Raw genomic sequence first — 24071 nt, forward strand, 5'->3', positions numbered from 1 at the left:
GTCCTTTCCACATGACCAGCGACGATGGGGCGAAGGCGGCAGACATAGCTCTGGAGCATGCTGCGGTATCTTTGGCCTGAAGCCGAGGAAGGCGGACCGTGGCTTCCGCGCCGCTGCCGGGAGCCCGCGAACAGGCCAAGTGGATCAGCCGGGTGTTGCCGTCATAGAGCGTGAGACCCAAAGCTGGCCAGCCGCGCCCTGAGGCTGACGCACCGCTCAGCGTCCACCTTGCTCTCGAAGCCCATCGGCATAGCGCCGATAACGACTTGACCGCGTGCGTGTCGACGAGCGATCGGTGAGCGCAAGGATCGAGGGTGCAGTGCAGGATAATGCTGTTTTAAATCAGCGCTGTTTTCAGCCGACTGCCTTGAGCGTGGCACGAGGATATAGGCCCAAGGCAGGAGATCATCGTCTGCTGTTCGGGAGGCCGCCCTGGGCGCGCGACAGCCGTTCCTTCGGCTGCGCCGCTCCGCCACCATCCGCGCCGTGCCTTCCGGAGACCATTCCCGCTACCGGCCGGCGCCCGTGAAAACCTCGACCCGGCGCACCGGCTCGAGATGGCTGGGCTCAGCGTAACTCTGAAGTCGTCATATACCGAAGTCTTCACAGACTTCGGACATCCCCCTCACAGTCCGATCCAGATGGCGTCAGGAACACCGCTTGCGTTGATGCGGATGAACCCCTGCTTGTGCCACAATGACCCTTATGTCAGCGCGCGAGCCAAAGCTTCCGCGCAAGGCGACGGCTAGGATAAGGCAATGCCGACGAAGGGCACATTGCTTGCCACACTCTGGAATGATGGCATGCTCGGAAGGCCTAGGCTTTGCTCAGGGCCGCCTGCAAGGCGCGCTTTGAGGTTATTCACATAGCCTTCTGCGTAGTCCTGCGCCGTCGAGACCGAAAGATCAATGCCTGCCGCCAAGGCCTCTTCCATCAGGTGCTTTACGAGCCCATTTCGAATGGCCAGCTTGACCTCGGGGCCTGCGATAAGGCCGATCGCCTGCGCGGCCATATTGAGGCCAGCTTCCTCCAGCGCTCGCTTCATATCGCCTCCGTTAATGGCCGTACGCAGGAGATTGGCTGCTTGCGACTCAGCCTCGAGAACCATCGAGGCAAGATCGGCTACTTGTCCGAGGCCCGGAATGAAGCTGAGCAGTCCCACCGCCGTTGCCGCCAAGTCGAGCACTTTCGTCTCGATTTTGAGCACGGAGTCGACGACGTGCATGACGGCCCCGCCGTTCTTTTTGGCTGACTTAATGTCAGGCTGGTCCATCAGGCCCATCTTCATGTCCGCGACGGCATTCTGCTCTTCTGCGGTTTGGGCGCCGTGGGTGATTGGCTGCTGAACGTTGCGGTTCGCAGACGACATGTTTGTGCAAAAATGGGCAAAGTCTTTTTTGCTGATATTGCCGGAATCAACCGTATGCCCGCCGCCAAAGTCGAAGAATTTATGATGGGTCTTATAGCCCGTGATCGAATTGTTCAGGAGGCCAAACAAAAGAGGATCTGAAAGGAGCTGAGAGGCTGCTTCCCGCACTTTCGGATCAAGGCTCTTGTCGTCTTTCATTTTCGCCAGTTTGTCGCGAGTCAGAACACCGCTTCCAAAGAACGTGTCCTGATGGTCCTTGATCATCTCGACCGTATTCAGCTCAGTTTGCGTGAGGCTCATCGACGATGAGGCGACTTGCAGGAAATCCTCTTTGTGCATCTTCCCTTTCGAGCCACCGCACAACTGGTTCCAAGCATCGGGGTGATCGAGGAAATATTGCGCCGCCGCAATGACCTGGGGCGGAAATTTGCCGTTTTTCGATTCGCCGCCGACCATTTTCTTGAACTCATCCAGACTCAGGTCCTTGGACAGATTTTCGGAGTACCGGTAAAACTCCCGCAAGGCATCGCTCAAGGTCATGACCGAAGGCTGCAAACCTCCGCTGCCGTCGGATGGTATGTAGTTCTGCTCGTAGCTTCGCGCTTGGGCTTCCTGAAATGCAGCAACTTGTGGGTGGTGGTTTGAAAATCCGGCCAAGTCCTTGGCGTTGATCTTGCCTCCACAGCGGCCGTCGCCCTGCGAGCCAATCGCATAAAAAAGTCCCGAATCCTGCTGCAGTCCCTGGATCGCCGCTTTCAGATCCGGTGGCGTAGAGGGATCATTGGCTTTGTCGGTCAACGACTTCCAAGTAAGCGGGCATTGGTCCTTGTGACGGTTGAGTACCGCAACAATCTGCAACTCAGCCGTGGTCAGCGACCCACCGTTCCACGTGATTCCGGGGCTCGGCCTGGGAGCCGGCTCGATCTTCGGAGTGACGCCGAGCAGATGTTGGGCTTCAGTCGCCTTGGAGCGTTGCGATTGGTCCTCCTTGAGAGCCGCCCTCATATTTGGCGGCAGCAGATCCAGTGGGTGTTGCTCCAAGCCATTCAATGTCAAGACATCCGGTGCCAGATGGCCCAAAGGGTCCTGCCGCAATTTATCCATTGTCGAATCAAGATTCGACGCTGGCAGATCCCCTTGCGCGAAAGAGCCGGGCTTGTCTGCCAGCACACAAGTGGACAGCATCGCTTCGAAGCACGATGCACTTTGCTGATGCTGGGTCGCAAAATGGGAAACTTTCAGGCCCGGCCAACCCCTTGCGGACTGTAGCGAATTTGAGCGGTAGAAAGTTGAAAGATTACTGGCCGACATTATGCATCCTCAGACGTGACGTTGAAATCCCCACAAGAGACCCCGACAGAAGATCCCTTGCGTTTCACAAAATTCGACAATTCCAAGCGTCGGCAGGTCACGAATGCGCCTGCCCTGCCTTCAATTGCTGTGTTCCGGGCCGGCTCCAAGGTTCGGTCCAACACAATGGCCGGAGTCACCGCGAGAGCTGCCGGGACTCATCATGAGCGGATTAGCTTTCGAGAAACTGACGAGTTTGCGAAGAGTTCACAAAGGGGTAGCCGCAGTCATGTTCTTCAGAGCTGCGGGAAATCCTCAATGTTCATTTCTTGCCCAGCTCAGGCTTCCCGCCAACGCTATCCTGTTGTGGGATGTCAGAAGAATAAGAAGCATCCGGTCGTCCGTCGCGAACGACCGTAGTGGAGGAGCCGCGAAACAAGATCAGCACTGATTCCTTTGGCGTTGCCGCTATGTGAGTCTGCGCCTGCGCCTGCGCCACCAAGCCGTTAAAGGTCTGCTCCACGAGTGCGACGAAGCGCGGTGGACCGGAAACGAAGACGAGGCCATTGCCTGGCACGGGTTTGACCACATAGCGCTCGTCGGAGATATCAAGCTTGTCGAGAGCCCCCTTGAACGCATCGAAGCGAATCGACGTCATCAAAAGCATTCGAGTTTGCGATTCTTGTGCAGCAGACACATAGAGCACAAGGCCGTCATAGTACCATTGTAGACCGTAAAGGTTCGTCAAGCGGTCGAGGAACGCGCGCGGTGGCAAATCAGGCATACGTCCGCGAATTCGCCCCTTCACCGCAGGACTGATGTTGACCCTGATATTCAGGTTGTTGCCGAATTCCTGCAACGCTGCAGCGAGCTCCTGATCCAGAACCGTGTATCTATAGGGTGTCGCCGGAAGGGACAGCGGGACTGCATGCGCCGGGTGAATCCCGGTGGACAGAAAAAACCCGGCACAAAGAAGTCTCAAAACATGCAGGGTGACGGGTTGGATAAGCGTTCTCGGCATGTCGCACTGATAAACCAAACGCTGAAATCATCACAAGTGACTAAATTGCCGAAGAGATTTTAGATTGTCGAAATGACGCCGCCGTTAGTCAGCTTGTTGTCAGCTTGCCCCCCTAGGAGTGTTGCGCCGACACCGGGTGATGAATGGGCGGGGCTCGCCCGGTCAGAGAGAGCAACCGAGTCCTTACATGATGATGCCTGTCACGTCGATCTCTGCCACTCTAACGGCTGGCCTCCCCAGGGTCGGATCACCGTCGATTGTCGAGCAGGCCCAGTTTGAGCGCGCCTTAGGGCATGCAGCCGACTCGCTGAAAAACGATGCCGCCGCGGGGCCAGCGAGTGCGGCGCCAGTTGCTGCGGCGATGGATGTTCAGCGCGCGGCTGCGCCGACGAGCGGCATGGGCGATCGCGTGTTGCAGACGATTTCCTCCCTATATCCACACAACACTGTTTCCTTCCCCGCGCTCGACCATGACATAGCCCTTTCGAAGGGCGCTCTACCGGGACCGGCGCAGAAGCTTCCCGTTCCAGGTGAGGCGGGAACCGGAATCTCGGGCATTCCCCAACAAGGGCAAGACTTCGAAACGATGATGGCTGGTCTTCGGGATGTTTACAACGGCGTCACCCAGGTGGCGCTTATCTCCAAAGGCGTCAGCGGCGTCACATCATCCGTGAATAAACTTTTGAAGGAAGGCTGAACCGCGCGCATGATTGGCTTGGCCGAGGGCGAAATCATGCGTGGCCTGTCAGGGTGGCGGTCGGTTAGACTTGTCATGCTGCCAGTTCTCGTCGCCCTCACTGCTTGCAAAGCCGACCTCTACACGCAATTGCAAGAGCGTGAGGCAAATGAAATGCTCGCACTTCTTGAAGACAACGGGGTCGCCGCGATCCGGGTGGTCGCCAAGGATGGAACCAGCACGATCCAGGTTGACGAAAAGCTGCTCGCCTTCTCAATCAACCTTCTGAACGCCAAGGGGCTGCCGCGCCAATCCTTCAAGAACCTCGGTGAGATATTCCAAGGATCAGGCCTGATTGCCTCGCCGACCGAAGAGCGTGCCCGTTACGTGTATGCCCTGAGCGAAGAGTTGTCGCGGACGATCAGCGATATCGATGGCGTTTTTTCTGTACGTGTTCACGTCGTGCTGCCGCATAACGACCTTGTGCGAGCCGGTGCCACGCCATCCTCGGCCTCGGTGTTTATCAGGCACGACGCAAAAACAAATGTCGCGGCTCTGCTGCCAAAGATAAAGATGCTTGTAGCCGACAGCATCGAAGGCCTGTCCTACGATAAGGTGGAAGTGGTTTTGGTGCCGGTAGAACGTTCCGCACACGAGCAACGGCCCGATCCGACTGCTGTTTTGCCACAAGCATCACTACCTCTTCCTGCGCCACTTCTGGCGACCGTAACAGGTTTTGCCGCAGCCGTATTCGCCGTGGCCTGTTATCTCTTGATCGGCGTTGTTACGCGTCGGCGCAAGCAATCAACCGGCGTTTCCAAGGTCGAGGGGCGCCGGGATGCTTCTGCTGTCGAGGCCATTCGCAAAAGAATGCCTGCAATTGGACGTGGGTGACATCTCATTGCCAATGCCTATACAGACCGCCCGACCTGATGGTCCGCACTTTCCGGGCGCGAGCGAGCTTGCGGCTTCGGCCCATCCAACCCGTCTTGCGGCGCGTCTTGATCCAGCGTTATCGGCCGAAACGTTAGTGAAGTTGCAGAAGTGTTCCAGACTGCATCCAAGGCTGGCAGAATTGCTGGGCAACGATGACGTGGATCTGAACCACATCGGCTGCAGGCCGGACCTTCTACGCGGGCATGATCCATATCGAGCGACCCTTCTTGCTGGTAGTATCTGGCATGCCCGTTCGCTGGTCGCGTTTGTCTCTCAGCCTGAGCTTGCCATCCTTGTTAAACGCATCGGCGTGGATGCACACGCATTCGGAATCCGACACCTGCTGCATGCTGTTGACAAAAGACTGATCTCGGACCCAGAAAAACTCGCTCAGCAAATCGAATACGATGGACACGCATGTCTTGGAGCTTGGCTCCAGGACAGTTCAGCGACCGAGCGTAACCGCGTGCTTCTTCGATTGCCCGAGGGGACTGCCGCGGAGACTCCAGCACATGAGCATTGGACCGCCGCCGGCCAATTGCTTTCACTTGTAGTAGCTCATTTTGAGACAGAGACCCCGGTGAAATGACAGTCGAACTTTCCGAGGGGCCAATAGCGCCGCAGATGCGTCCAGTCGGACCACTGATACCCGCGAGCGAGCTCGAAACCTGGCACAGCGCCGCGCAAGCCCTTGCCGCGGCAGAACGGCATCGGCAGCGCGTTCGAAACTGGGCACGCGCGGTTTACCAGCGGGCGTGGGCGCGCGGCCACATGGAGGGCTCGAATGCAGGCACCGAGGAGATGGCAGGGTTGATTGCGGAGACAATCTCCGAAATCGCGCGACGAAAGGCGGCTCTGGAGCAGGAATTGCCGCAGCTCGTGATGGAAATATTGAGCGATCTTATCGGCGCTTTCGATCCGGGCGAGCTATTGGTGAGGGCTGTTCGTCACGCCATAGAGTGTCAATACAGCGGCGCCGACGTTTGCCTTCATGTTTCTCCCATGCAAGTCGACATGCTTGCACGAGAGTTTGCTCGATGCGACGGCCAGGATGGTCGACCAAGGGTGCGGATCGAGCCCGACCCGACATTGTCGCCGCAACGCTGCGTGCTGTGGAGCGAGTACGGCAATGTTGACCTTGGACTTGACGCCCAGATGCGCGCGCTGCGCCTTGGTTTCGGGACGCTCTGTGAGAAAGGCGAGCTATGAGAAAGCCCGTCCCAGAACATAACGCTGACGCCCACACTCGAGCTCTCGTTCCAGCAATCTCGTCTTTGAGGGCTGCGGCCAAGCGAATTGACACGCGTGCGGTGCGCGGTCGGATCACGCGGGCTATCGGCACACTGGTTCATGCCGTCTTGCCAGACACTCGTATTGGGGAACTTTGCCTCCTAGAGGACCCGCGAACCGGGCTGTCGCTCGAGGCCGAGGTGATCGGCCTGTCGGGTGATGGTGTATTGCTGACACCGATCGGGGACTTGGTGGGCCTATCCAGCCGCGCAGAGGTCGTGGCCACTGGCCGAATGCGTGAGGTGCCCGTCGGCGGCGATTTGCTCGGTCGCGTGATCGACAGTCGTTGCCGCCCATTGGACGGCAAAGGCGAAATCAAGACCGTCGAAACTCGGCCCCTGCATGGCAGAGCCCCCAATCCGATGACGAGGCGCATGATTGAGCGGCCATTCCCGCTTGGGGTCCGTGTCCTCGATGGTCTGCTGACGTGCGGCGAGGGCCAGCGGATCGGGATTTATGGCGAGCCAGGTGGTGGCAAGTCGACGCTGTTGTCACAGATCGTAAAGGGTGCCGCCGCTGACGTCGTCATAGTGGCGCTCATAGGCGAACGTGGACGGGAAGTTCGTGAATTCATCGAAAGGAATCTTGGTGAAGAGGGCCTTCTCCGTACGGTCGTCGTGGTTGAAACATCCGACCGCTCGGCGGTAGAGCGTGCGCAATGCGCTCCAATGGCGACTGCGCTCGCGGAATATTTCCGCGATCAAGGCCTACGCGTTGCTCTCATGCTGGATTCGCTGACGCGCTTCTGCCGCGCTATGCGCGAAATAGGCCTTGCTGCGGGTGAGCCGCCGACGCGACGGGGCTTTCCTCCTTCCGTTTTTGGCATGCTGCCAGGCCTGCTCGAGCGCGCCGGCATGGGTGAGCGGGGCTCAATCACGGCCTTCTATACGGTGCTTGTAGAGGGTGATGGCACGGGTGATCCAATCGCCGAGGAATCGCGTGGTATTCTCGATGGCCATGTCATCCTCTCACGCGCTATTGCGGCGCGATCGCATTTCCCCGCTATTGATGTGCTGCAGAGTCGCAGCCGCGTCATGGATGCAGTCGTTTCGGGGACACATCGCAAGGCAGCATCCATTTTCCGCGAGCTCCTGTCGCGCTATGCCGAGACCGAGTTCTTGATCAATGTTGGCGAATACAAGCCAGGTGGAGATCCCCTGACTGACCGGGCTGTCGCGTCAATCGACGAACTGAGGGAGTTTCTGCGCCAGAGCGAAGATGACGCGTCAGATTTCGAGGAGACGGTCGCATGGATGTCGCGTCTGACCGCGTAAACTGGATTCAGTCTTCGAGTATACGGCTTCTGAAGGAAATGCAAGAGCGTCGTGCCCTTGGCGAGCTGTCCAAGAAGGAAGCCCAGCGCGATGTGGCCGCCTCAGCCGTACAAAATGCCTCTAGGGAGCTTGCAATGATACAGCAACATTGTTCAAGAAAAGAAGCAGCGCTCTATCAGCATCTGATGTCACTCGACAACTTGTCTAGCGCAGCGCTCGACCGTCACCGCCTTCACACTGAACAACTTGCCGCTGAGATCAATTCCAGACGGCAGATGCTTGATGATACCCAAATCGCTCAAGAGGAGGCTGAGATGGCGGCGTCCAGGACGAGGGAGCTATGGGTCATATGTTCGGCGGCAAGGGACAAATGGCAACAAATCGAGGACGACGTGCGGCGCGCCGTCGAGACTCATTCGGAGGCCGCAGCCGAGATCGAGGCCGACGATGAGATACTGCTGAAATATGCGAGGGGGTCGCTTGCCTAAATGCCGCGCAACCGGATCCGACGGTCGCAAGAGGTCGTCCGAATGACACGACCGTGCAGTCTTTGATAGGCGCTGCGGTCACACCCGCCATGTTCGAACCAGTTCTGAAACTGTCCCACACGGTTGTCTCGTGGCTCAATGATACAGCAGCGCCGCGCACGCCGTTTCAAAGCCGGATCAACGAGGTGCCGCTATCGGTGCGAACGGCAGGGCTTGTCTGGCAGCAGGAACCTGCTGCCATTCCGATGCTTGACTGCGTCTGGAGAGTGGGAGCCGAAACGGTCATCTTGTCACTGTCGCGCCCGCTCGTAGAGGAGTTCATCACGACAGTGCAGAACGGCTTGGCCTTCCCTTCCGAGCCAACTGCTTCGCTAATTCTCGAACTCGCTCTGGAGCCGCTTGTCACTCGACTGGAGGAGACGACGCGTCTGAACGTGCAACTCGTGCGGGTATGCGAAGCCACGATGCTGGCTCCTCATCTTGAACTCGACATCATTTTCGGCGCGGTCAAGGGCAAGGGCCGTCTATTCCTGTTCACGCCACTTGACGGCTTAGTACCGCCTGCGTTTCGCGCGCTAGGCGAACTGCTTGCCCAGTTGCCGCGGCAGCTGGGCGGGCTGCCTCCAGAGCTCCCGCTCATTGTTGCAGGAGAGGTCGGCACGCTTCGCCTTCCTGCGGCGCTTCTTCGAAGCGCATGTGTCGGTGATGCATTGTTGCCCGATATTGCGCCGTTCGGCCGCGGCCAGATCACCCTAGCTGTCGGCCAGTTGTGCGCCGAGGCGGATCTTGACGGCGATGAATTAATCTTGCGGGGGCCTTTCCGCCCGCGACCGTGTCCTTTGGAGAGTGCGCATATGACACAACCCGGATCGCAACTGGAGCTTACTAAGGATCTCGACGATGTCGAGATCGTGCTTGTCTTTGAATGCGGCCGCTGGCCTATTTCTCTTGGGGAATTAAGAAGTGCCGGCGAAGGGCATATTTTTGAACTTGGATGGCCGATCGACGGCCCGGTCGACATAGTGGCCAATGGTCAGCGTATCGGGCGTGGCGACATTGTCCGCATCGGAGAAGAGCTGGGCATCAGGCTCCGTGGCGGGTTTGCATGCAATGAGTGAAGCTCAGCCGACAATCCTGGCGCTTCTTGCGGTTACCGCCGGACTCGGTCTGCTGGTTTTAGCAGTTGCCACGACAACGGCCTTTGTAAAGGTATCAATTGTTCTTTTCCTCGTCCGCAATGCGCTCGGGACCCAGACCATACCACCCAATGTGGTGCTGTACGCCGCGGCGATGATCCTCACTATGTTCGTTAGTGCGCCCGTTGCTGAGCAGACCTATGACCGCATGTCGGATCCCAAGCTCCACTATCAGACATTCGACGACTGGGTAAGCGCCGCTAAAGCCGGAAGTGAGCCCTTGCGCGAGCATCTCAAGAAATTCACAAATGAAGAGCAGCGGCGATTTTTCCTATCTTCGACAGAAAAGGTCTGGCCAGAGGAAATGCACGCTGCAGCCACGCCTGATGACTTTGCAATACTTGTACCATCTTTCTTGCTATCAGAATTGAAGCGCGGATTTGAGATAGGATTTCTACTTTATCTGCCTTTTATTGTTATAGATCTGATAGTGACAACTATCTTGATGGCAATGGGTATGTCGATGGTCTCACCAACTGTTATATCTGTTCCGTTCAAGATCTTCTTGTTTGTTGCCATTGATGGTTGGTCAAAATTGATGCATGGGCTTGTGCTGAGTTATACGTTACCGGGAGGCTGATCATCACTGAATCCAGCATCATTACTCTTATGAGCCAATCACTGGTGGTTTTCATGATCTGGATTCTACCGCCGCTCATTGCATCAGTGGTTGTCGGCCTCGTCATCGGCATCCTCCAGGCGGCGACGCAGATCCAGGATGAAAGCTTGCCGCTCACCGTGAAGCTTCTGGTCGTTGTCGCGGTGATTGGGCTGTTTGCTCCTGTGCTAAGCGCCCCGCTCATAGAGCTAGCCGATCAGATCTTCACCGAGTTTCCCGCAATGACACTTAGCTACTAGTCCGCCCCATGGACGCGCCATCGGCCGATATTCAAATTCTGATCCAGACGGCTTTCGAACTCGTCGTTGCGGCAGGTCTTGGGGCAGCCCGCGCGATGGGCATCATGCTGATCTTTCCCGTATTCACACGCTCGCAGATCAGTGGGCTGATCCGGGGCTGTTTGGCTGTTGGCTTCGCACTACCATGCCTGGCACACGTCAGCGGCGGATTGCCGGCGCTGGATCCTGATACGCGCCTGATCCAGCTAACCCTGCTCGGATTCAAGGAAGTTTTTGTCGGTGTACTCCTTGGCACTTTTCTTGGCATTCCGCTTTGGGGCCTTCAGGCTGCCGGGGAGCTTATCGACAACCAACGCGGCATCAGCAGCCCGACCGCTTCGGCCGATCCCGCGACGAACAGTCAGGCTTCCGCGATGGGCGTTTTTCTGGGGATCACTGCGATTGCCATATTCGTCGGATCAGGAGGCCTGGAAACTTTGATCAGTGTCCTGTACCGCAGCTACTTGATCTGGCCGGTGTATCAGTTTCACCCGACACTGAGCGGGCCAGGAGCAATGGAGTTGTTGGGGCTTCTCGACAGCATAATGCGCACGGCATTATTGGTTTCGGGGCCTGTCGTGTTCTTCCTGATACTGATTGATATATCGATGATGCTGCTGCGTCGCTTTGCCCCGCAATTTAAGGCGAGCCAACTGTCTCCGGCAATCAAGAACATTGTCTTTCCAGTTCTCATGGTCACCTACGCTGCCTATCTGGTGGAGAGCATGAAACTGGAGGTCACACGTGCCAACGGCGTGCTGGAGTGGTTCGACAAATTGCTGCCATGAGCGACACAAGTGAAGAGAAGACACACGCCGCCAGCCCGAAGAAGTTAAGTGAAGCGCGCAAAAAAGGACAGCTGCCACGTAGCTCCGATTTCGTCCGCGCGGTCGGGACTTGCGCTGGGCTCGGCTACCTTTGGCTAAGAGGCAGCGTGATCGAGGACAAATGCCGGGAAGCGCTCCTATTAGCCACCAAGTTGCAGAGCCTACCTTTCGATACCGCGGTGCCGCAGGCATTGGTTGTGCTCGTCCAACTCACAGTCGCGGCTGTTGGCCCGCTGCTTGGAACCCTTGTCGCCGCGGTGATTTTGGCCAGCCTGCTAGCCAATGGTGGATTTGTCTTCTCTCTGGAGCCGATGAAGCTCAGCTTTAAGAAAATTGACCCCTTTGAAGGGCTGAAGCGCTTGGGGTCTGCTCGTTCCATGGTCGAAGTCTGCAAGACCATGTTCAAGGTATTGGTTCTCAGCGCAACCTTTTCCATTGTCCTTCTCGGGATGTGGAAGACAATGGTCCCTCTGCCGATCTGCGGCATGGGCTGTGTTGGCCTCATCTTTATGGAGACAAAATTGCTGATGGGAATTGGCGCCGGCGCACTGCTGGTCGGCGGACTGATCGATCTTCTGCTCCAGCGCGCGTTGTATCTGCGCGAAATGCGCATGACCAATACCGAAGTGACGCGCGAGTCGAAGGATCAGCAAGGAGCGCCAGAGTTGAAAGGTGAACAGCGTCGCATCCGCGAGGAGGCGGCCGACGAGCCTGCGCTTGGCGTGCATCGCGCCACGCTGGTCTTAACAGGAAGGGCGGTCCTGATCGGTCTGCGTTACGTTCGCGGTGAAACCGGGGTGCCGTTCTTAGTTTGCCGTGCCGAAGGTGAGCGCGTTTCACATGTGTTGAGCGAGGCGCGGGCACTACGCCTGACGATCGTCCATGACCATGTCTTAGCGCGTCAGCTGATAGGCACTACAAAACTCGGCCACGCGGTTCCTATGCAATATTTCCAGCCTGTCGCGAAAGCATTCTTTGCCGCAGGCTTGGCCTAGTCATGGAAGTCCACGACTGCCCAGTTCAAAACTGACCTGGCTCCATGCTAGTGGCAAATGTCGGCTGGCCATCCGTGCCCCAGTGTCTCTGTCAGGCCAACCGCGCAACCGCGGGCCTGGGGCAATCACTCCCCTCGGATCTGCCACCCAGCAACTACGGCAAGTCCTCCGGGCATGACCTTGCAGCCTCTGCTGGCCGGTGCGTGGCGCAGTCCGAGGTTTTGAGGCCGGCAGTGCGGATTTGATTGGTGCAGCCGTTGGAATGCCCTCGTCAGCTAGTCGTCAACTAAGCGCCCTATGTTGAACAGCCGTGCTAACTTGAGCTCGGTTGCGAAACATAGGAGTACGAATCGTCATGTATGGTCGAATTGGTGGCTCATCCGATAGTTACCGCGCGCATAATGCCGGCGAGCAATCGGATGCAGGAAGCGAAGGGTTCGCGGACACATTTGCCCGAATGCACTTATCCGGATCGGAAGGTAGCGGCGCCTCATCATCGGCGGCTCCCCAAGCATACTCCCTCAATTCCCGACCTCCTGTGGTGGAGATCAACAGGACTTCCTTCAGGAGACAGGTGAGGCAATTTCATGGTGATGAAATCACGCACATCGCCGACAATCCTCAAGAGTATTCGGAGTTCGTATCGTCACGAGCCAGGCGCACCGCGGACGTTGCTCAGCAATATGGCATCCGTCGAGATACGGAGCACGCGCGATATTTCAGTTACCAATTGGGAGACCGGAGTGCCGGACTGCTGAGAATGGAAGGCGGATTCAGCATGAACGAGTTCGAATCGGAAAGTTGGCGGGAACAATTTCCTGGTCGAACTGAGGTCACTTCCATAGTGGATCTTCAAGTCGCCCATCCGCTCGTCGAAAATGCGGGCGATATTCTGCTGGAGCATCAACTTCGGATAGACGGCGACCGACCGTTGCTGAATTGGCGTGCGGCTAATCCGGAAGCACAAGCGCGCGCGCAGACGATGGGGTTTGTTGAAGTGGATCATGGCGACCTGGTGCTTGACCCTACGCAGCATCCCGACAAATGGACGAAGAACAGTGCCGGTGAGTGGCAGCGTGCAGGCAAACCTCCACTCTATCTCCACAAAACCGAGGATAGCGACAGCAGCGATAGCGGGTCCGACGACGATTTCATGTGATTTGTCGACCCGCCGCCGAGCCTTGCAACTGGTGACGGTTGCAAGGCTGTTGGCAGTGAATGCTAATTGTCCGGCGACAGCCCCGCCTTAGCGCCAGCGCCGCCGAGCAATCCAGCCCATCTCCCAGACAATAAACTGCGGATGCGCATCGTGGGTGCTTGCGAGCGGATTGTATTCGGGCCGGAACTCCGCCTCTTGGAACCGAGCTCTCCCGAATCCAATTTTCTCCACCACACCGTTGGGTCGTTGCGATGCGCCGATCCCGATCGGATCGGCTATGCCTGCTCCGCGCTCGCAGGAAGACCTTCCGCCTCGATCTTGGCGGCGCGATCTCGGCGATAAGTTGGATGGGAGGCAAGATACGCCGCCACGTCAACAGCCGGTAACGCGACATCGCAAATCGGCCCTGACGGTAGCCGATCGACTCCAATCGCCGGACCGCAACTCGCGCAGCGGCATTCGCGGTTTGGCCAGGAGAAATGCTCGCTGACTCACAGCGTGGCCGGCCGCATTCTGAGTGCCCTGTCATGCAGCCTGCGCCGACGGGAGCTCGGCACGCGAATGGCGTGGTTGGCGGCCAAGCCCTGAGGTCAACAAGGACTTACAGAAAGCGGGGGTGAGTTTGCCGCGATGAATTATGACCTTCTCGCGACCGGACCTAGCATCGGCTTCCTCTCGCTCTCGATTGTAGCCGCGCTGTTCGTTGGATTTAACGTGGCAAGCGGTGAATTCGGAATCAGCCAGCCCTTCCAAGTTTCTGGCCATGACGGGGCGACTCGTGTGGATGTGCACCCACATCGGGCTCGGCATCGCACCATTGACCAGCATCTTGGGCTGCAGCTTCATCTCAAACAGCTTTCCTGGCTCGCCACGCAGCGCGACCGGTGCCTCCGGCGGCATCAATTCGTCGGCATTGCACAAATGTTCCAGGTATTTTTGCGCCGGAAATGCGTAGGTCTTCATGCAATCAGTCGTAATGCCGGCTTTTCCTTCATTCAATGCGTTGGCCTGTCCCAGCACCATGTTCAGCAACCCTTTGAGCTGGTCTGTGCGTTCGTGCACTTTGGGTAGCTGGGTGGAGGTGAGTAGCAGGCGTACATTACGCCCCTGCAACCCGGCGAGACAGGTTTGCATCTCAATGGCCTGGGCTCGCAGGTACTGGGCCACATCGTCCACGACCTTACCGGCCTCCTCAGGCTTCATCTGGCGCACTTGGGAGACGACGCTTTGCTGACCGGCCAGATCGAACTGCAAAAGTTCGTCCAATCGTTTGAGCCGCTCCGTCAATACCTCCATTGACAACGCGGCGCCCCCGATTGTCGAGCCTGCCCCCGACGAACTCGCAGCCACCTCTTGCGCTCTCACCTGTGTACTCGCAACTTGATCCGAGCGCGCGAGAACCTTGGCTGCTGGCACTGTGCCGGCGTTCGCAGCGACTGGTGTTGATGGCTGCCCGGCGGCAGAAGTCCCGGCGCGAGCTGCCGACTTATGCTTTGACTTCCCTTTCCTTCGCGCTGTAGTGCCTTCTGACACTGCAGCCGTACCAGCAGTGTCAGCCGGTATCGCAGCGCCTGCCCTGGCCGGCATCGCAGCGCCCGCCTGGGCCTGTGGCGCCATGATGGCTGACGGCGGAGACTGCAGGTTCAACAAGTGCATGGCATCGTGCGCAGTGATCCATGCATCGTCCACGATCCGTTCGAACAGTTTCAATGGGAGGCCGGCATCTGGGTAGGTATGGCTTAGCTTGGTATGCACCTCGTGCAACGCCAATCCAAAATCCGAAAGCCGCTCCATGATTTTTTCTACAACCGCGCAATCATGAGCGTTGAGTGTTTTGCCATCATCCATTATGCCCTTCGCCAAAGAGAGGGCGCGAAGAGCTTCTTGAGCGGCGCTTGCCATCAGCTGCACCACTCCATTTCGACCGACGAGGAGTTCCTTCAAATCTGGCTCGAACCTGCTCGCCCGCAGTTCAATCTTGGCCCGCGCAAGACCGATCCGCTCACGGACCAGCCAGATCCTGACACTCAGTACCGAGCCGGCACGCAGCCGCAGTGCGCACCGCTCGGCTTCCCGCATCACGGGCGTTCCACTGGATAGGCTAGCGGTGGCAGCGCAGGCGGATCGCTGCCGTTCGGAGCGCCATGCCTTTTTTTCCCACCACTTAATTGCCGCCGTATGGTGGTTCTCCACATTTAAAATCAACAGCTCCTGCCGGTCCGCCTGGGAGTAGGAGTAGAGTTTATCGACCATACCTGCCGCTTTCTTGGTCTTTTTGTCCAATTTCGTGATCGTCGACAGGCCAAGTTTGTCTACTTCATTCGCGGCGTCGCACACGATCTGGCAACATCTACGCACCTTGTCGTCTGGCATAATTGTCTGCGCCTCAGCCGCAGGCAGGCTAGCGCGGTACTCCAGAATTGCTGAGGCTGCATCGACGACCCCACTGATCAGCTCCACCGCCTCCTCGGGGACGTCGGTTTTCCTGGCCGCAGCCTCGCAATCAGTCAGTTGTTGAACAAGACTGTTCATTCTGAGCTGTGTCGGACTGATATCTTTATTTGACGATGAGCTGGTGCCTTCCACCTGCGCGGTTGATAGTTGGCTACCGACCGGCGCCATGGCTTCGCCCTCAGACATGGAGGGAGAACCGCGCCGCCTTGCGGCTGCGCCACGTGGCGCTACGGTTCCGCGTGGTGGCGCAGCGGCTCCACGTGGCGGTGTGTTCAGGATTTGATCTTCGCCAATCGAGGCGCCTGGCAGACTTTCGCGGGCATCGCCTGGACCGCGCGCAACTGGAAGGGAGGAGGGCCTCCTATCGGCGTCCCCAGAGCGCATCTGCTCCACAACGGAATCGAATGACTGTCCACCTTCTCCCGCAGCAAGACTTGATTGCGAAAGGGAACTGCTCGCCCGCCCCGCGCGGCTGGCTCCAGTTTCAGCCTGCGATTTCCGTGGTCGGCCAATGCCCTTCATATTGCGTCTCCGTAGTAGGCGAGAATGTGCTGCTATTGTGCTGGCGGCTGACGAGACCAGCGGCATCTTTCGGTTAACGTCACGGTCAGCCAGACCCGCGACGGCGTAATGTTCCCGCCAAAGTGCTTCTCAGTAGCAGGCCAAGATTGGCCCGAGCTCACAGGACTTTCGCAACGTTGCCATCGATGTCCTGAGATTATCAGCGCTTCAGTCCGCCGATTTCCAGGAACAGCGAATGAAATCAGACCAACTCGGCTAGCTCCCCTTCCTAGACACGTGCCTGACGATTTTATTGATGCGTCACTCCTCTCGTTCGCCACCGACAAAGTCACACATTTGCTTCAGAGAAGCGTGTGCGTTGCGTATCACGCGGACCATTTCGATCTATAGTTACAAAAAGTGTCGAGACGGGACCTTTGGATCCGAAGGTCAGGCACGGCCGGCCTAGATAGACCGCTTGGCTGACGATTAGCTGACGATGGGAGTTCTCACGAACAGGGCAAGAAAATCCGACCGCTTCAAGCTTTCGATATGGTGAGAAGAGGATCCGCACCGGCCTCCCAAAGCCGGCAGACCATCCCATGTTCGTACGGTCGCCGACCTTCTCGAAGCCAATGAGCTCACCGCGCCGGGCCGTGATGTGCAGGCGAGAGAATGGTGATGCAAAGACCGAGTTCCTGCTCGTTGCGTGCGCCCGTGGAGCCAGCAAGAATACGGTCATTGCGGTCATGCAGCACGTGGACCGTGTCTCCTGTTCGACACCACAGCATCGAGGATGCAAACGAGCTGCTGCGGCTGCCATTCGGTCGCGGCATGCGTGGACGGCGGGATTGGCCGAACAGCCGAGATCGTGGTCGACTGTTCGATGCGAGAGCAACATCCTGCAGAGCATACGTTTTTGCGCTGGCCGGTTTTTGTCAAAAGCCGTCAGGTTCTCGAAAGCTCCCGCCCTTAGCTTGATCGAGGCTAACCTTTAACACGTCGCCGCCAATGGCAAATGCCGGAGTACCTGATGATAGCAGCAATTGGGAGTGGAGTTGGCAACCTCGGGACTTCCTTGATCCGAAAGGGCCATGGGGATTCGAAATCCGAGCATTCTGGTGATGGCAAGCCGGCTGATGGCAATGATGGCAAGCCAGCTGGTGGGAATGATGGCAAGGCAGCTGGCGGGAACGATCGGGCGGATAACCGGACCGTTTCAAATGATCAACTTCAAGACAACTCACAGTCTGCAGCACAAAGTGAAGCCTTCCAAAGTATCCTGCGATCGTTCGCGTTCCAATTCGCGAACGATGCGATGGCTGAGGCCGATGAAGCTTTGGATGACACAGAAGATGCCTGACGCGGGAAATCCGGCGTGAGGTCATACAGGCCGTTATTGACGGCACAACTCCAACAGAAAAAGGAATGATCATGGCTGCAGTTGATAATAATAAAAAATCAGGCAATACCAATACCAGTAGCGCCGGCAATACCGATAAAACTAACAGTGGCACTCCCGGCAATACAAGCGGAGCTGATGCTACTGCTTTTCAGGCGCAAGTGCAGGAACTAACCAATGTTAGCTTGGAGGCGACGAAAAGGAGTGTCCAGTTGCGCACTCTAACGACCAATCTCCAGACCATCAAGAAGGCCGCCGACGAACGCGTTTCGTAATGTCGGAAGCGGGTTTTAGACTGCCCCCTAGCGCGTCTCCTTATTGACGCGACGTAGTCCCGAAATGAGCCGCATGGCAATTGCCATGCGGCTTCTATCCTGTTTGAGAGATGCTCTGTGGATGACGCCGTTTCCCTCCGTTTCGAAGTGCGTTCGGGGCACTATTGCGGTCTGACCGGCAAGACGGATCTTCAAAAGTGTTTAATCGGCAGCGGCTTCGATGCCGATTTGGTCTTTGTCGAGCAGGGACTGGCACCGCATCACCTTCGTGTAACTCTTCTTGGCAAGTCGATCGAACTGGAGGCGCTTGCACCCGGACTCAGTATCGAGGGCAACCGGAATATCGCCGCAGGCCAGTCCGTTGTTGTGCCCCTTCCTGTCGTCCTGCTCGTAGGCGAGATGTCCATTGCTTTGTCCGTGCAGGATGCAGAGCCGCCTGGTTCGACCGGCATACCGCGCCTACCGATCGGTGTGCTCGCCATGGTCATAATCAGCTCACTCGGGATCGGCGCGCTTTCAGGCACGATCTCCTATCTTGGCAATGCAAGTGGATCGAGCCCCAATTCACTTCGGGCTGAAGTCGCGTCCAGAACGATCAGTCACCGCGCTGACAATGAACTTACGGAGGCAGCGGCCCAAGAGCTGCAGGAGGAAGTCGATCGAGCGGGTCTTCTCGACGTCAAGATTGGGTCGGCAAAGGGTGTTGTGACCGCCGAAGGCACCGTCACGTCTGAATCGGTCATCAGTTGGCAGAAGCTTCAGCAATCGTTCGATCGTCGCACCAAGGGTACTCTAACACTGGTGAACGGAGTGCTCATCAAAGAGGAGAAGGCGCCATCCGCAATCGCGGTCGAAGCTGTGTGGCATGGGGTCCAACCATATATTGTCATCGACAGCGAGAAGTATTTTGTCGGCGCCATTTTGGCTGATGGATGGGTGGTCGAACGTATTGAGGACAGCCGTGTGCTGCTGAGCAGGAATGGCCGCATTGCTGCTCTCCAATATTGAAAGCTCGCAGGCCCCATCAAGCAGCACTCTATGGCCAGCCAAACATCCTGTCGCGCTCGGTGCTGACAAGCTGGCTGCGTTGGAAACATTTGCTGCCCAGCCATTTCGCGCCTGCTTGTGGCTCTCATGCAGGGTCACGCGCTGGCCAAGGCTGAGGCGCCTTCGGAGTTCGAAAGCCACGTTTCATGGCGTAACAGCAGAGTAAGTCTCAACCGATTGCAAAGGTGTCTCGATGGCCAACGTCCTGCGTGACTTCATCAAGCGTGCGCCGGCCAGCCCGGATTTAATGGTTGCGTTGATGCTGCTTCTGGCTGTCGCGATGATGGTCATGCCTATCCCGGTCGTGGTGGTCGACGCCCTGATAGGATTCAATATGGGGTTGGCCATACTGCTGATGATGGTTGCCCTGTATGTCAGTACTCCACTTGATTTTTCCTCTTTGCCCGGCGTTATTTTGATTTCCACTGTATTCCGTCTCGCGCTCACGGTCGCAACGACGCGACTGATCCTGGCCGAGGGGGAGGCCGGCAGCATTATTCATACTTTTGGCGATTTCGTCATTTCAGGCAATATCGTGGTGGGTTTCGTCATATTTCTGGTCGTCACCATGGTGCAATTCATGGTCCTCGCGAAGGGTGCCGAACGGGTGGCAGAAGTGGCGGCGCGTTTCACGCTGGATGCTCTGCCGGGCAAGCAAATGGCGGTCGACGCAGAGCTACGCAACGGCCACATCGATGCCAACGAATCCCGCCGGCGGCGCGCCGAATTGGAGAAGGAAAGCCAACTCTATGGCGCGATGGACGGCGCGATGAAATTTGTGAAGGGCGATTCCATCGCCGGGCTGGTGGTTATCTGCATCAACATGCTGGGTGGAATTTCGATCGGCCTGCTCTCCAAGGGCATGTCCTTCGGCGAGGTACTGCATCACTACACTCTGCTGACGATAGGCGATGCATTGATATCGCAGATTCCGGCCCTTCTGCTCTCCATTACTGCGGCGACCATCGTCACCCGTGTGACTGGGACGGCGAGGATCAACCTCGGTACAGAAATGGTCAGTCAGCTCACGGCCAGCACTCGAGCCTTGCGACTGGCGGCCGGCGTCCTGGTTGTAATGGGGTTCGTTCCTGGGTTTCCCCTCCCCGTCTTTCTGATGCTGGCCGCAGTGTTCGCTGCGGTAAGCATTGTCAAGGCTGATGTGCTGGGCGCCGGCACTGCCGATGCGAAAGGTGGAACTGCAGCGGAGCCTAAGCAAGCCGCGCCTGCGAAGGAATTCCCGATCGCATTTTTTCTAGCGCCAGATCTTATGCAGGCGGTCGATCAAGCCGAATTGCAAAAACATATTGGGCGCGTTTCGCTCCTGGTCACAGCCGATCTGGGCATTATCGTTCCTCGCATCCCTGTCTTGGTTGACGAGCAGCTGCCTGAATCGCAATTCCGAATTGATGTCGAGGGCGTGCCAGTCGAACAGGACGCCTTAGATCCAAACCAGATGGCGCTCCGAGCCGATGTAGCGCACGTCGACTCGAGCGGTGTCCCCCTTAGACGTGAGCCGAAAACGGACAGACTCCCGGTTGAACATACCCCTGCAAAGGCCCTTACGGGCGCCGGCACGGAGCATAGGGCTCCCGGCGAACTCCTCGCCTTGCGCGTCCATGCAGCGTTGACCCGCTACGCACCGCGATTGGTGGGCATCCAAGAGACCCGACATTTCCTGGGCCGAATGGAGCAGGAATATTCTGAGCTTGTGAAAGAGGTGCTACGCACGACGCCGATTCCTCGGATTGCCGATGTTCTGCGCCGCCTCCTGGAGGAAGGTATCCCAATCCGCCACACCCGTCTCGTGTTGGAGGCATTGGCCGAATGGAGCGAGCGTGAGCAGAACGTTGCCCTGCTGACGGAATATGTCCGTTCTGGTTTGAAGCGACAGATCTGCCACCGCCATGCCAACACGGAGGGCATCGTGTCCGCCCTGGTCGTCGAGCGCGAGAGCGAGGATGTGATGCGTGGCGCGGTTCGAGATTCGGATGCAGGCCCCTATCTCGCACTGGAGGATCGGCAAAGCGAAGCGATGCTATCACAGATACGTCAGGTCCTTTCGAACGCAGAACCGGGTCAAACCCGCCCTATTCTGTTGACGTCGATGGATGTCCGACGTTTCGTCCGCGGCTTTCTGACGCGAAACGGGGTTGATCTCGCCGTGCTGTCTTATCAAGACCTCGCCTCCGACTTTACAATTCGCCCCGCAGGATCCGTCACACTCCCGCACGGATCGAACAGCGGATTGTTAGAGTAGTCCCACCTTTCCTAACTGAACGCCACGCGCCTCCCCGATAACTGAGAGATAACATGAATAGTAATACAGTTTCTCCATCGCCTATGTTTCTGCGCCGGAACTCACTTCTTTTTGCCGTACTCGCCATTCTGCCTTTGGGCGGTTGCGCCAGCTGGCAAAAGCCGGCTCTTTCCGTGCAGGAGACATCTTCCCCCGAGTTGCTCAGCGCCGATCAAATCGATCCGGCTATGCGCGAACGCATTTTGCGCGAAGTTGGTCAGGATGTTCAAGAGCGGGCTTTGCGGGATGAGGTGAAGCAGCACCCGGACAATGTTGATGCGGCGATACGACTTACAAATGCCTTGGTGGGCCAGAAGCGCCCGCACGAAGCGGTTGAGGTGCTCGACAGCGTCTTGGTTGCAGCCCCAGGAAACGTACGTGCATTGAATGCGAAGGGCGTGATTTTGGACATTGAGGGGCGGCATGACGCGGCACAGGCCCTGTATCGGCGAGCTCTCGAAAACGAGCCAGGCAATCAGATGGTGCAGCATAACTTCAATCTGTCGCTTGCCTTTAACGGCAAGTCCGAACAACCAAGGTTAGCACGATCGCAATAGGTGGGCACAGTGCATGCGCAGCCTGTTCCCCGGCTCGAACACGCGCTCGGCTCCCATCATAGATGGCCCCCTGAAGAGAGCCATATCTATGCAAAACAGTTGCTCCAGATCTGGCCGGCAGAGATCGGCAGGAGAGCCGGATGACATCACGCGGCCACCCGCAAGGCCACCCGCCTCGCTTCGTTGCCAGAGCGCCCTCTCCCTCGCCGGTCACCGTCTCGCAATGCGGCGACCTGGCTTAAGGCGGTCGACCGAGCGCCCGATGCAGTAGCCATGAATACGTAACGCAGCGATGGACCCGCCGGATCGTGTCGCGCTTGTGCTGGCCGTCCCTGCCATTACAGCACGGTGATTGTAGCTGGATCATATTCTAGAGGCATCGATGGTGTGGATGCCTTCGATCCAAACAATCGATTTGTTGAATTCGTCCGCCTGAGGAAATTAGCTGCGGCGATCCGACTTCCGACGCCTGCAGGCGCAAAACCAACAGCGTGAGCGCTGCGGGTCCGGAGGCAGGCTGCAAAGTGCAATCACCAGCGCTGATAAGCGGCAAGTGAAGAATGTATCGCTCGGGCAACTCCTGTGTTGTGCACGGTTGCCCCGCGAGGTGAACTGTAGCAGCTTGGCAGCTCAGCGTTCACGAAAGGAGAAAAGATTTGGGGCCAAGCAAAGACCGGCTTTTTTGATTGTCTTGCTGTATCGCTATGGTGGGGCGGGCGCGACCGCTCCCATAATTCAATACGCTGCCTTTAGCGATGGACGATGACGGGATGCGTCGCCGAGACTTCAATGGTGGAGGAGCAGCGCACCCGTCGATCCATTTGCTTTCAGCGGCAACCGCCACTATGAAGCGACACTTCGCCCAACTGTGTTTCAAGCTGCCCGGAGAAGTTTATGACAGAAGAACCCCACAAGACCGACATCCTCATCGAGCTCACTGCCGATGTTGTATCAGCCTACGTCTCCAACAACCCCGTCCCGGCGGGGGAGCTTCCTGCCCTGATCGCCCAAGTGCACGGGGCTCTAAACGGCACGGCTGGACTCATACCGGCAGAAGAGCCTGTGCCTGTAAAAAAACCTGCTGTCCCGATCAAAAAGTCGATCGAACCGGACTACATCATTAGCCTTGAAGACGGCAAGAAATTCAAATCGCTAAAGCGCCATCTGGCGACGCACTATGGTCTGACCCCAGACGAATATCGCGCCAAATGGGGTCTGCCGTCGGATTATCCCATGGTGGCGCCGAATTACGCCGCTGCGCGCTCCGCCTTGGCCAAGACCATGGGACTCGGCCGCAAACCGAAAGAGCCGGAAGCCCCAGCCACGGCGCCGGCGAAACGGACCCGCAAGAAGGTCGCAGCCTAAATCCGTATCAACAGTCGTTCGGACGCGCAGCAGCCGTTGGCCCAATCTGCGCGGAATCAAAGGGCGGGGATGAGCCCCGCCTTTCCCGTCCAAGAGCCTCATTTCCAGAGTAATTCATGATGGCTCCAGCAATCCCTGCCGCGGCATTAACTTGCATGCTCCGGCCCGGGTTTCGAGCCGTCAATGCGTTCCGGCGATGACGAACCTTGCCAAGGCTTTCCCGGACCGTTAGCCAGCCTTGCTGAGGCTGCCTGCAGAGGACTTTCCCGTGCGGCGATCCTGTTCCACCTCGTAGTTGATCTTCTGGCCCTCATTAAGGGTCGACAGGCCCGCTCGTTCAACAGCGGAAATGTGGACAAAGACATCCTGACCGCCGTTGTCAGGCTGAATAAAACCAAAACCCTTCGTGCTGTTGAACCACTTCACCGTTCCAGTCGCCATATCCATTCCTTTGTAATAAGTCGCAACTTAGGCAGGCCATTCACGCCAGCCTGATTTGTACACGAGACTTTAGGCGCATCAAAATCGGAAAATTGCAAGGCCCACTCGATCGCCTGATCTCCAGCAGCAACTGCAACATATGCGAGGCGCGTGCCAGACGAGGCGTATGCCAGACGTTTCGTCGTGCGCTGTCGCTCGAACGTTGACAGAAACAATGACACACCTTGCAAACTCGGCACATCTTGTGGACGTGCTCGGGTCGCTTCTCGACTGCGATACCCGCTCCTGACCGGGTATCGTCGGCCAAAATGAGAG

Annotated in this window: 22 protein-coding genes; 18 read left to right on the top strand and 4 right to left on the bottom strand. The window is 57.6% G+C overall.

The window, feature by feature from the left end:
• Window positions 1–745 precede the first annotated feature (745 nt).
• Together P9272_RS32310 and P9272_RS32315 are read right to left on the bottom strand one after the other, a co-directional pair.
• Window positions 746–2680, bottom strand: a complete 1935-nt coding sequence (locus P9272_RS32310; protein ID WP_024505366.1) for an HrpF/NolX family T3SS translocon protein — start codon at window positions 2678–2680, stop codon at window positions 746–748.
• A 301-nt stretch (window positions 2681–2981) separates the two neighbouring features.
• Window positions 2982–3680 carry a secretin N-terminal domain-containing protein gene (locus tag P9272_RS32315; protein WP_024505367.1) on the bottom strand — a complete coding sequence of 233 codons (699 nt, stop codon included), beginning with the start codon at window positions 3678–3680 and terminating at the stop codon, window positions 2982–2984.
• 187 nt (window positions 3681–3867) lie between these two features.
• Between P9272_RS32315 and P9272_RS32320 the strand changes: the two genes are divergently transcribed.
• From P9272_RS32320 to P9272_RS32375, 12 genes are all read left to right on the top strand, one after another.
• On the top strand, window positions 3868–4377 hold the full coding sequence (locus P9272_RS32320; protein WP_024505368.1) for a nodulation protein NolB: 510 nt from the start codon (window positions 3868–3870) through the stop codon (window positions 4375–4377).
• Between the two features lie 9 nt (window positions 4378–4386).
• Window positions 4387–5250, top strand: coding sequence for a type III secretion inner membrane ring lipoprotein SctJ (gene sctJ / locus P9272_RS32325; RefSeq protein ID WP_024505369.1), 864 nt, complete (start codon window positions 4387–4389; stop codon window positions 5248–5250).
• Window positions 5195–5881 carry a nodulation protein NolU gene (locus tag P9272_RS32330; RefSeq protein WP_210326671.1) on the top strand — a complete coding sequence of 229 codons (687 nt, stop codon included), beginning with the start codon at window positions 5195–5197 and terminating at the stop codon, window positions 5879–5881. Before sctJ ends, P9272_RS32330 begins: the two co-directional genes overlap by 56 nt.
• Window positions 5878–6501, top strand: a complete 624-nt coding sequence (gene sctL / locus P9272_RS32335) for a type III secretion system stator protein SctL (protein ID WP_024505371.1) — start codon at window positions 5878–5880, stop codon at window positions 6499–6501. The genes P9272_RS32330 and sctL overlap by 4 nt, the downstream gene beginning before the upstream one ends.
• A complete protein-coding gene (gene sctN / locus P9272_RS32340; RefSeq protein WP_063169268.1) occupies window positions 6498–7856 on the top strand; it encodes a type III secretion system ATPase SctN in 1359 nt (452 codons plus the stop codon). The genes sctL and sctN overlap by 4 nt, the downstream gene beginning before the upstream one ends.
• Complete coding sequence (locus P9272_RS32345; protein ID WP_063169269.1) at window positions 7832–8344, top strand: hypothetical protein; 513 nt, start codon at window positions 7832–7834, stop codon at window positions 8342–8344. The genes sctN and P9272_RS32345 overlap by 25 nt, the downstream gene beginning before the upstream one ends.
• Window positions 8345–8433: 89 nt before the next feature.
• Window positions 8434–9462, top strand: a complete 1029-nt coding sequence (gene sctQ, locus P9272_RS32350) for a type III secretion system cytoplasmic ring protein SctQ (RefSeq protein WP_095769044.1) — start codon at window positions 8434–8436, stop codon at window positions 9460–9462.
• A complete protein-coding gene (sctR, locus tag P9272_RS32355) occupies window positions 9455–10120 on the top strand; it encodes a type III secretion system export apparatus subunit SctR (protein ID WP_029354851.1) in 666 nt (221 codons plus the stop codon). The genes sctQ and sctR overlap by 8 nt, the downstream gene beginning before the upstream one ends.
• Window positions 10121–10122: 2 nt before the next feature.
• Window positions 10123–10398: an EscS/YscS/HrcS family type III secretion system export apparatus protein gene (locus tag P9272_RS32360; protein WP_024505375.1), complete on the top strand. Its 276-nt coding sequence runs from the start codon at window positions 10123–10125 to the stop codon at window positions 10396–10398.
• 8 nt (window positions 10399–10406) lie between these two features.
• Complete coding sequence (gene sctT, locus P9272_RS32365) at window positions 10407–11225, top strand: type III secretion system export apparatus subunit SctT (RefSeq protein ID WP_063169270.1); 819 nt, start codon at window positions 10407–10409, stop codon at window positions 11223–11225.
• The gene (locus P9272_RS32370) at window positions 11222–12259 is read left to right on the top strand and encodes an EscU/YscU/HrcU family type III secretion system export apparatus switch protein (protein ID WP_024505377.1); all 1038 of its coding nucleotides are present in this window, start codon (window positions 11222–11224) and stop codon (window positions 12257–12259) included. Before sctT ends, P9272_RS32370 begins: the two co-directional genes overlap by 4 nt.
• Window positions 12260–12614: 355 nt before the next feature.
• Entirely contained in the window at window positions 12615–13418 is an 804-nt protein-coding gene (locus P9272_RS32375) for a hypothetical protein (RefSeq protein ID WP_024505378.1), read from the top strand.
• A gap of 525 nt (window positions 13419–13943) precedes the next feature.
• Here the strand turns inward: P9272_RS32375 and P9272_RS32380 are convergent.
• Window positions 13944–16058: a hypothetical protein gene (locus P9272_RS32380; protein WP_224570035.1), complete on the bottom strand. Its 2115-nt coding sequence runs from the start codon at window positions 16056–16058 to the stop codon at window positions 13944–13946.
• A gap of 1348 nt (window positions 16059–17406) precedes the next feature.
• On the opposite strand from P9272_RS32380, the gene P9272_RS32385 reads away from it, so the two are divergent.
• From P9272_RS32385 to P9272_RS32410, 6 genes are all read left to right on the top strand, one after another.
• Window positions 17407–17736 carry a hypothetical protein gene (locus P9272_RS32385; RefSeq protein WP_081714433.1) on the top strand — a complete coding sequence of 110 codons (330 nt, stop codon included), beginning with the start codon at window positions 17407–17409 and terminating at the stop codon, window positions 17734–17736.
• Window positions 17737–17807: 71 nt separating this feature from the next.
• On the top strand, window positions 17808–18050 hold the full coding sequence (locus tag P9272_RS32390; RefSeq protein ID WP_224570034.1) for a nodulation protein NopA: 243 nt from the start codon (window positions 17808–17810) through the stop codon (window positions 18048–18050).
• 117 nt (window positions 18051–18167) lie between these two features.
• Entirely contained in the window at window positions 18168–19058 is an 891-nt protein-coding gene (locus tag P9272_RS32395) for a hypothetical protein (protein ID WP_024505382.1), read from the top strand.
• A gap of 232 nt (window positions 19059–19290) precedes the next feature.
• On the top strand, window positions 19291–21354 hold the full coding sequence (gene sctV / locus P9272_RS32400; RefSeq protein WP_063169272.1) for a type III secretion system export apparatus subunit SctV: 2064 nt from the start codon (window positions 19291–19293) through the stop codon (window positions 21352–21354).
• 53 nt (window positions 21355–21407) lie between these two features.
• Window positions 21408–21950 carry a tetratricopeptide repeat protein gene (locus P9272_RS32405; protein WP_082826568.1) on the top strand — a complete coding sequence of 181 codons (543 nt, stop codon included), beginning with the start codon at window positions 21408–21410 and terminating at the stop codon, window positions 21948–21950.
• Between the two features lie 894 nt (window positions 21951–22844).
• Window positions 22845–23315 carry a MucR family transcriptional regulator gene (locus P9272_RS32410; RefSeq protein ID WP_024505385.1) on the top strand — a complete coding sequence of 157 codons (471 nt, stop codon included), beginning with the start codon at window positions 22845–22847 and terminating at the stop codon, window positions 23313–23315.
• A 228-nt stretch (window positions 23316–23543) separates the two neighbouring features.
• Here the strand turns inward: P9272_RS32410 and P9272_RS32415 are convergent, their stop codons facing one another.
• Window positions 23544–23756: a cold-shock protein gene (locus P9272_RS32415; protein WP_008874821.1), complete on the bottom strand. Its 213-nt coding sequence runs from the start codon at window positions 23754–23756 to the stop codon at window positions 23544–23546.
• Window positions 23757–24071 lie beyond the last annotated feature (315 nt).

Origin of the sequence: Mesorhizobium sp. WSM4976, assembly GCF_029625685.1 — a bacterium.
In the GTDB taxonomy this organism is placed as follows: domain Bacteria; phylum Pseudomonadota; class Alphaproteobacteria; order Rhizobiales; family Rhizobiaceae; genus Mesorhizobium.

Coding starts and splice junctions, on each gene's coding strand:
- P9272_RS32310 (WP_024505366.1), bottom strand. CDS start 2,680: ATGTCGGCCAGTAATCTTTCAACTTTCTACCGCTCAAATTCGCTACAG.
- P9272_RS32410 (WP_024505385.1), top strand. CDS start 22,845: ATGACAGAAGAACCCCACAAGACCGACATCCTCATCGAGCTCACTGCC.
- sctV (WP_063169272.1), top strand. CDS start 19,291: ATGGCCAACGTCCTGCGTGACTTCATCAAGCGTGCGCCGGCCAGCCCG.
- P9272_RS32320 (WP_024505368.1), top strand. CDS start 3,868: ATGATGATGCCTGTCACGTCGATCTCTGCCACTCTAACGGCTGGCCTC.
- sctJ (WP_024505369.1), top strand. CDS start 4,387: ATGATTGGCTTGGCCGAGGGCGAAATCATGCGTGGCCTGTCAGGGTGG.
- P9272_RS32370 (WP_024505377.1), top strand. CDS start 11,222: ATGAGCGACACAAGTGAAGAGAAGACACACGCCGCCAGCCCGAAGAAG.
- sctT (WP_063169270.1), top strand. CDS start 10,407: ATGGACGCGCCATCGGCCGATATTCAAATTCTGATCCAGACGGCTTTC.
- P9272_RS32405 (WP_082826568.1), top strand. CDS start 21,408: ATGAATAGTAATACAGTTTCTCCATCGCCTATGTTTCTGCGCCGGAAC.
- P9272_RS32375 (WP_024505378.1), top strand. CDS start 12,615: ATGTATGGTCGAATTGGTGGCTCATCCGATAGTTACCGCGCGCATAAT.
- sctR (WP_029354851.1), top strand. CDS start 9,455: ATGAGTGAAGCTCAGCCGACAATCCTGGCGCTTCTTGCGGTTACCGCC.
- sctL (WP_024505371.1), top strand. CDS start 5,878: ATGACAGTCGAACTTTCCGAGGGGCCAATAGCGCCGCAGATGCGTCCA.
- P9272_RS32315 (WP_024505367.1), bottom strand. CDS start 3,680: ATGCCGAGAACGCTTATCCAACCCGTCACCCTGCATGTTTTGAGACTT.
- P9272_RS32385 (WP_081714433.1), top strand. CDS start 17,407: ATGATAGCAGCAATTGGGAGTGGAGTTGGCAACCTCGGGACTTCCTTG.
- P9272_RS32380 (WP_224570035.1), bottom strand. CDS start 16,058: ATGTCTGAGGGCGAAGCCATGGCGCCGGTCGGTAGCCAACTATCAACC.
- P9272_RS32345 (WP_063169269.1), top strand. CDS start 7,832: ATGGATGTCGCGTCTGACCGCGTAAACTGGATTCAGTCTTCGAGTATA.
- P9272_RS32330 (WP_210326671.1), top strand. CDS start 5,195: ATGCTTCTGCTGTCGAGGCCATTCGCAAAAGAATGCCTGCAATTGGAC.
- P9272_RS32415 (WP_008874821.1), bottom strand. CDS start 23,756: ATGGCGACTGGAACGGTGAAGTGGTTCAACAGCACGAAGGGTTTTGGT.
- sctN (WP_063169268.1), top strand. CDS start 6,498: ATGAGAAAGCCCGTCCCAGAACATAACGCTGACGCCCACACTCGAGCT.
- sctQ (WP_095769044.1), top strand. CDS start 8,434: ATGTTCGAACCAGTTCTGAAACTGTCCCACACGGTTGTCTCGTGGCTC.
- P9272_RS32390 (WP_224570034.1), top strand. CDS start 17,808: ATGGCTGCAGTTGATAATAATAAAAAATCAGGCAATACCAATACCAGT.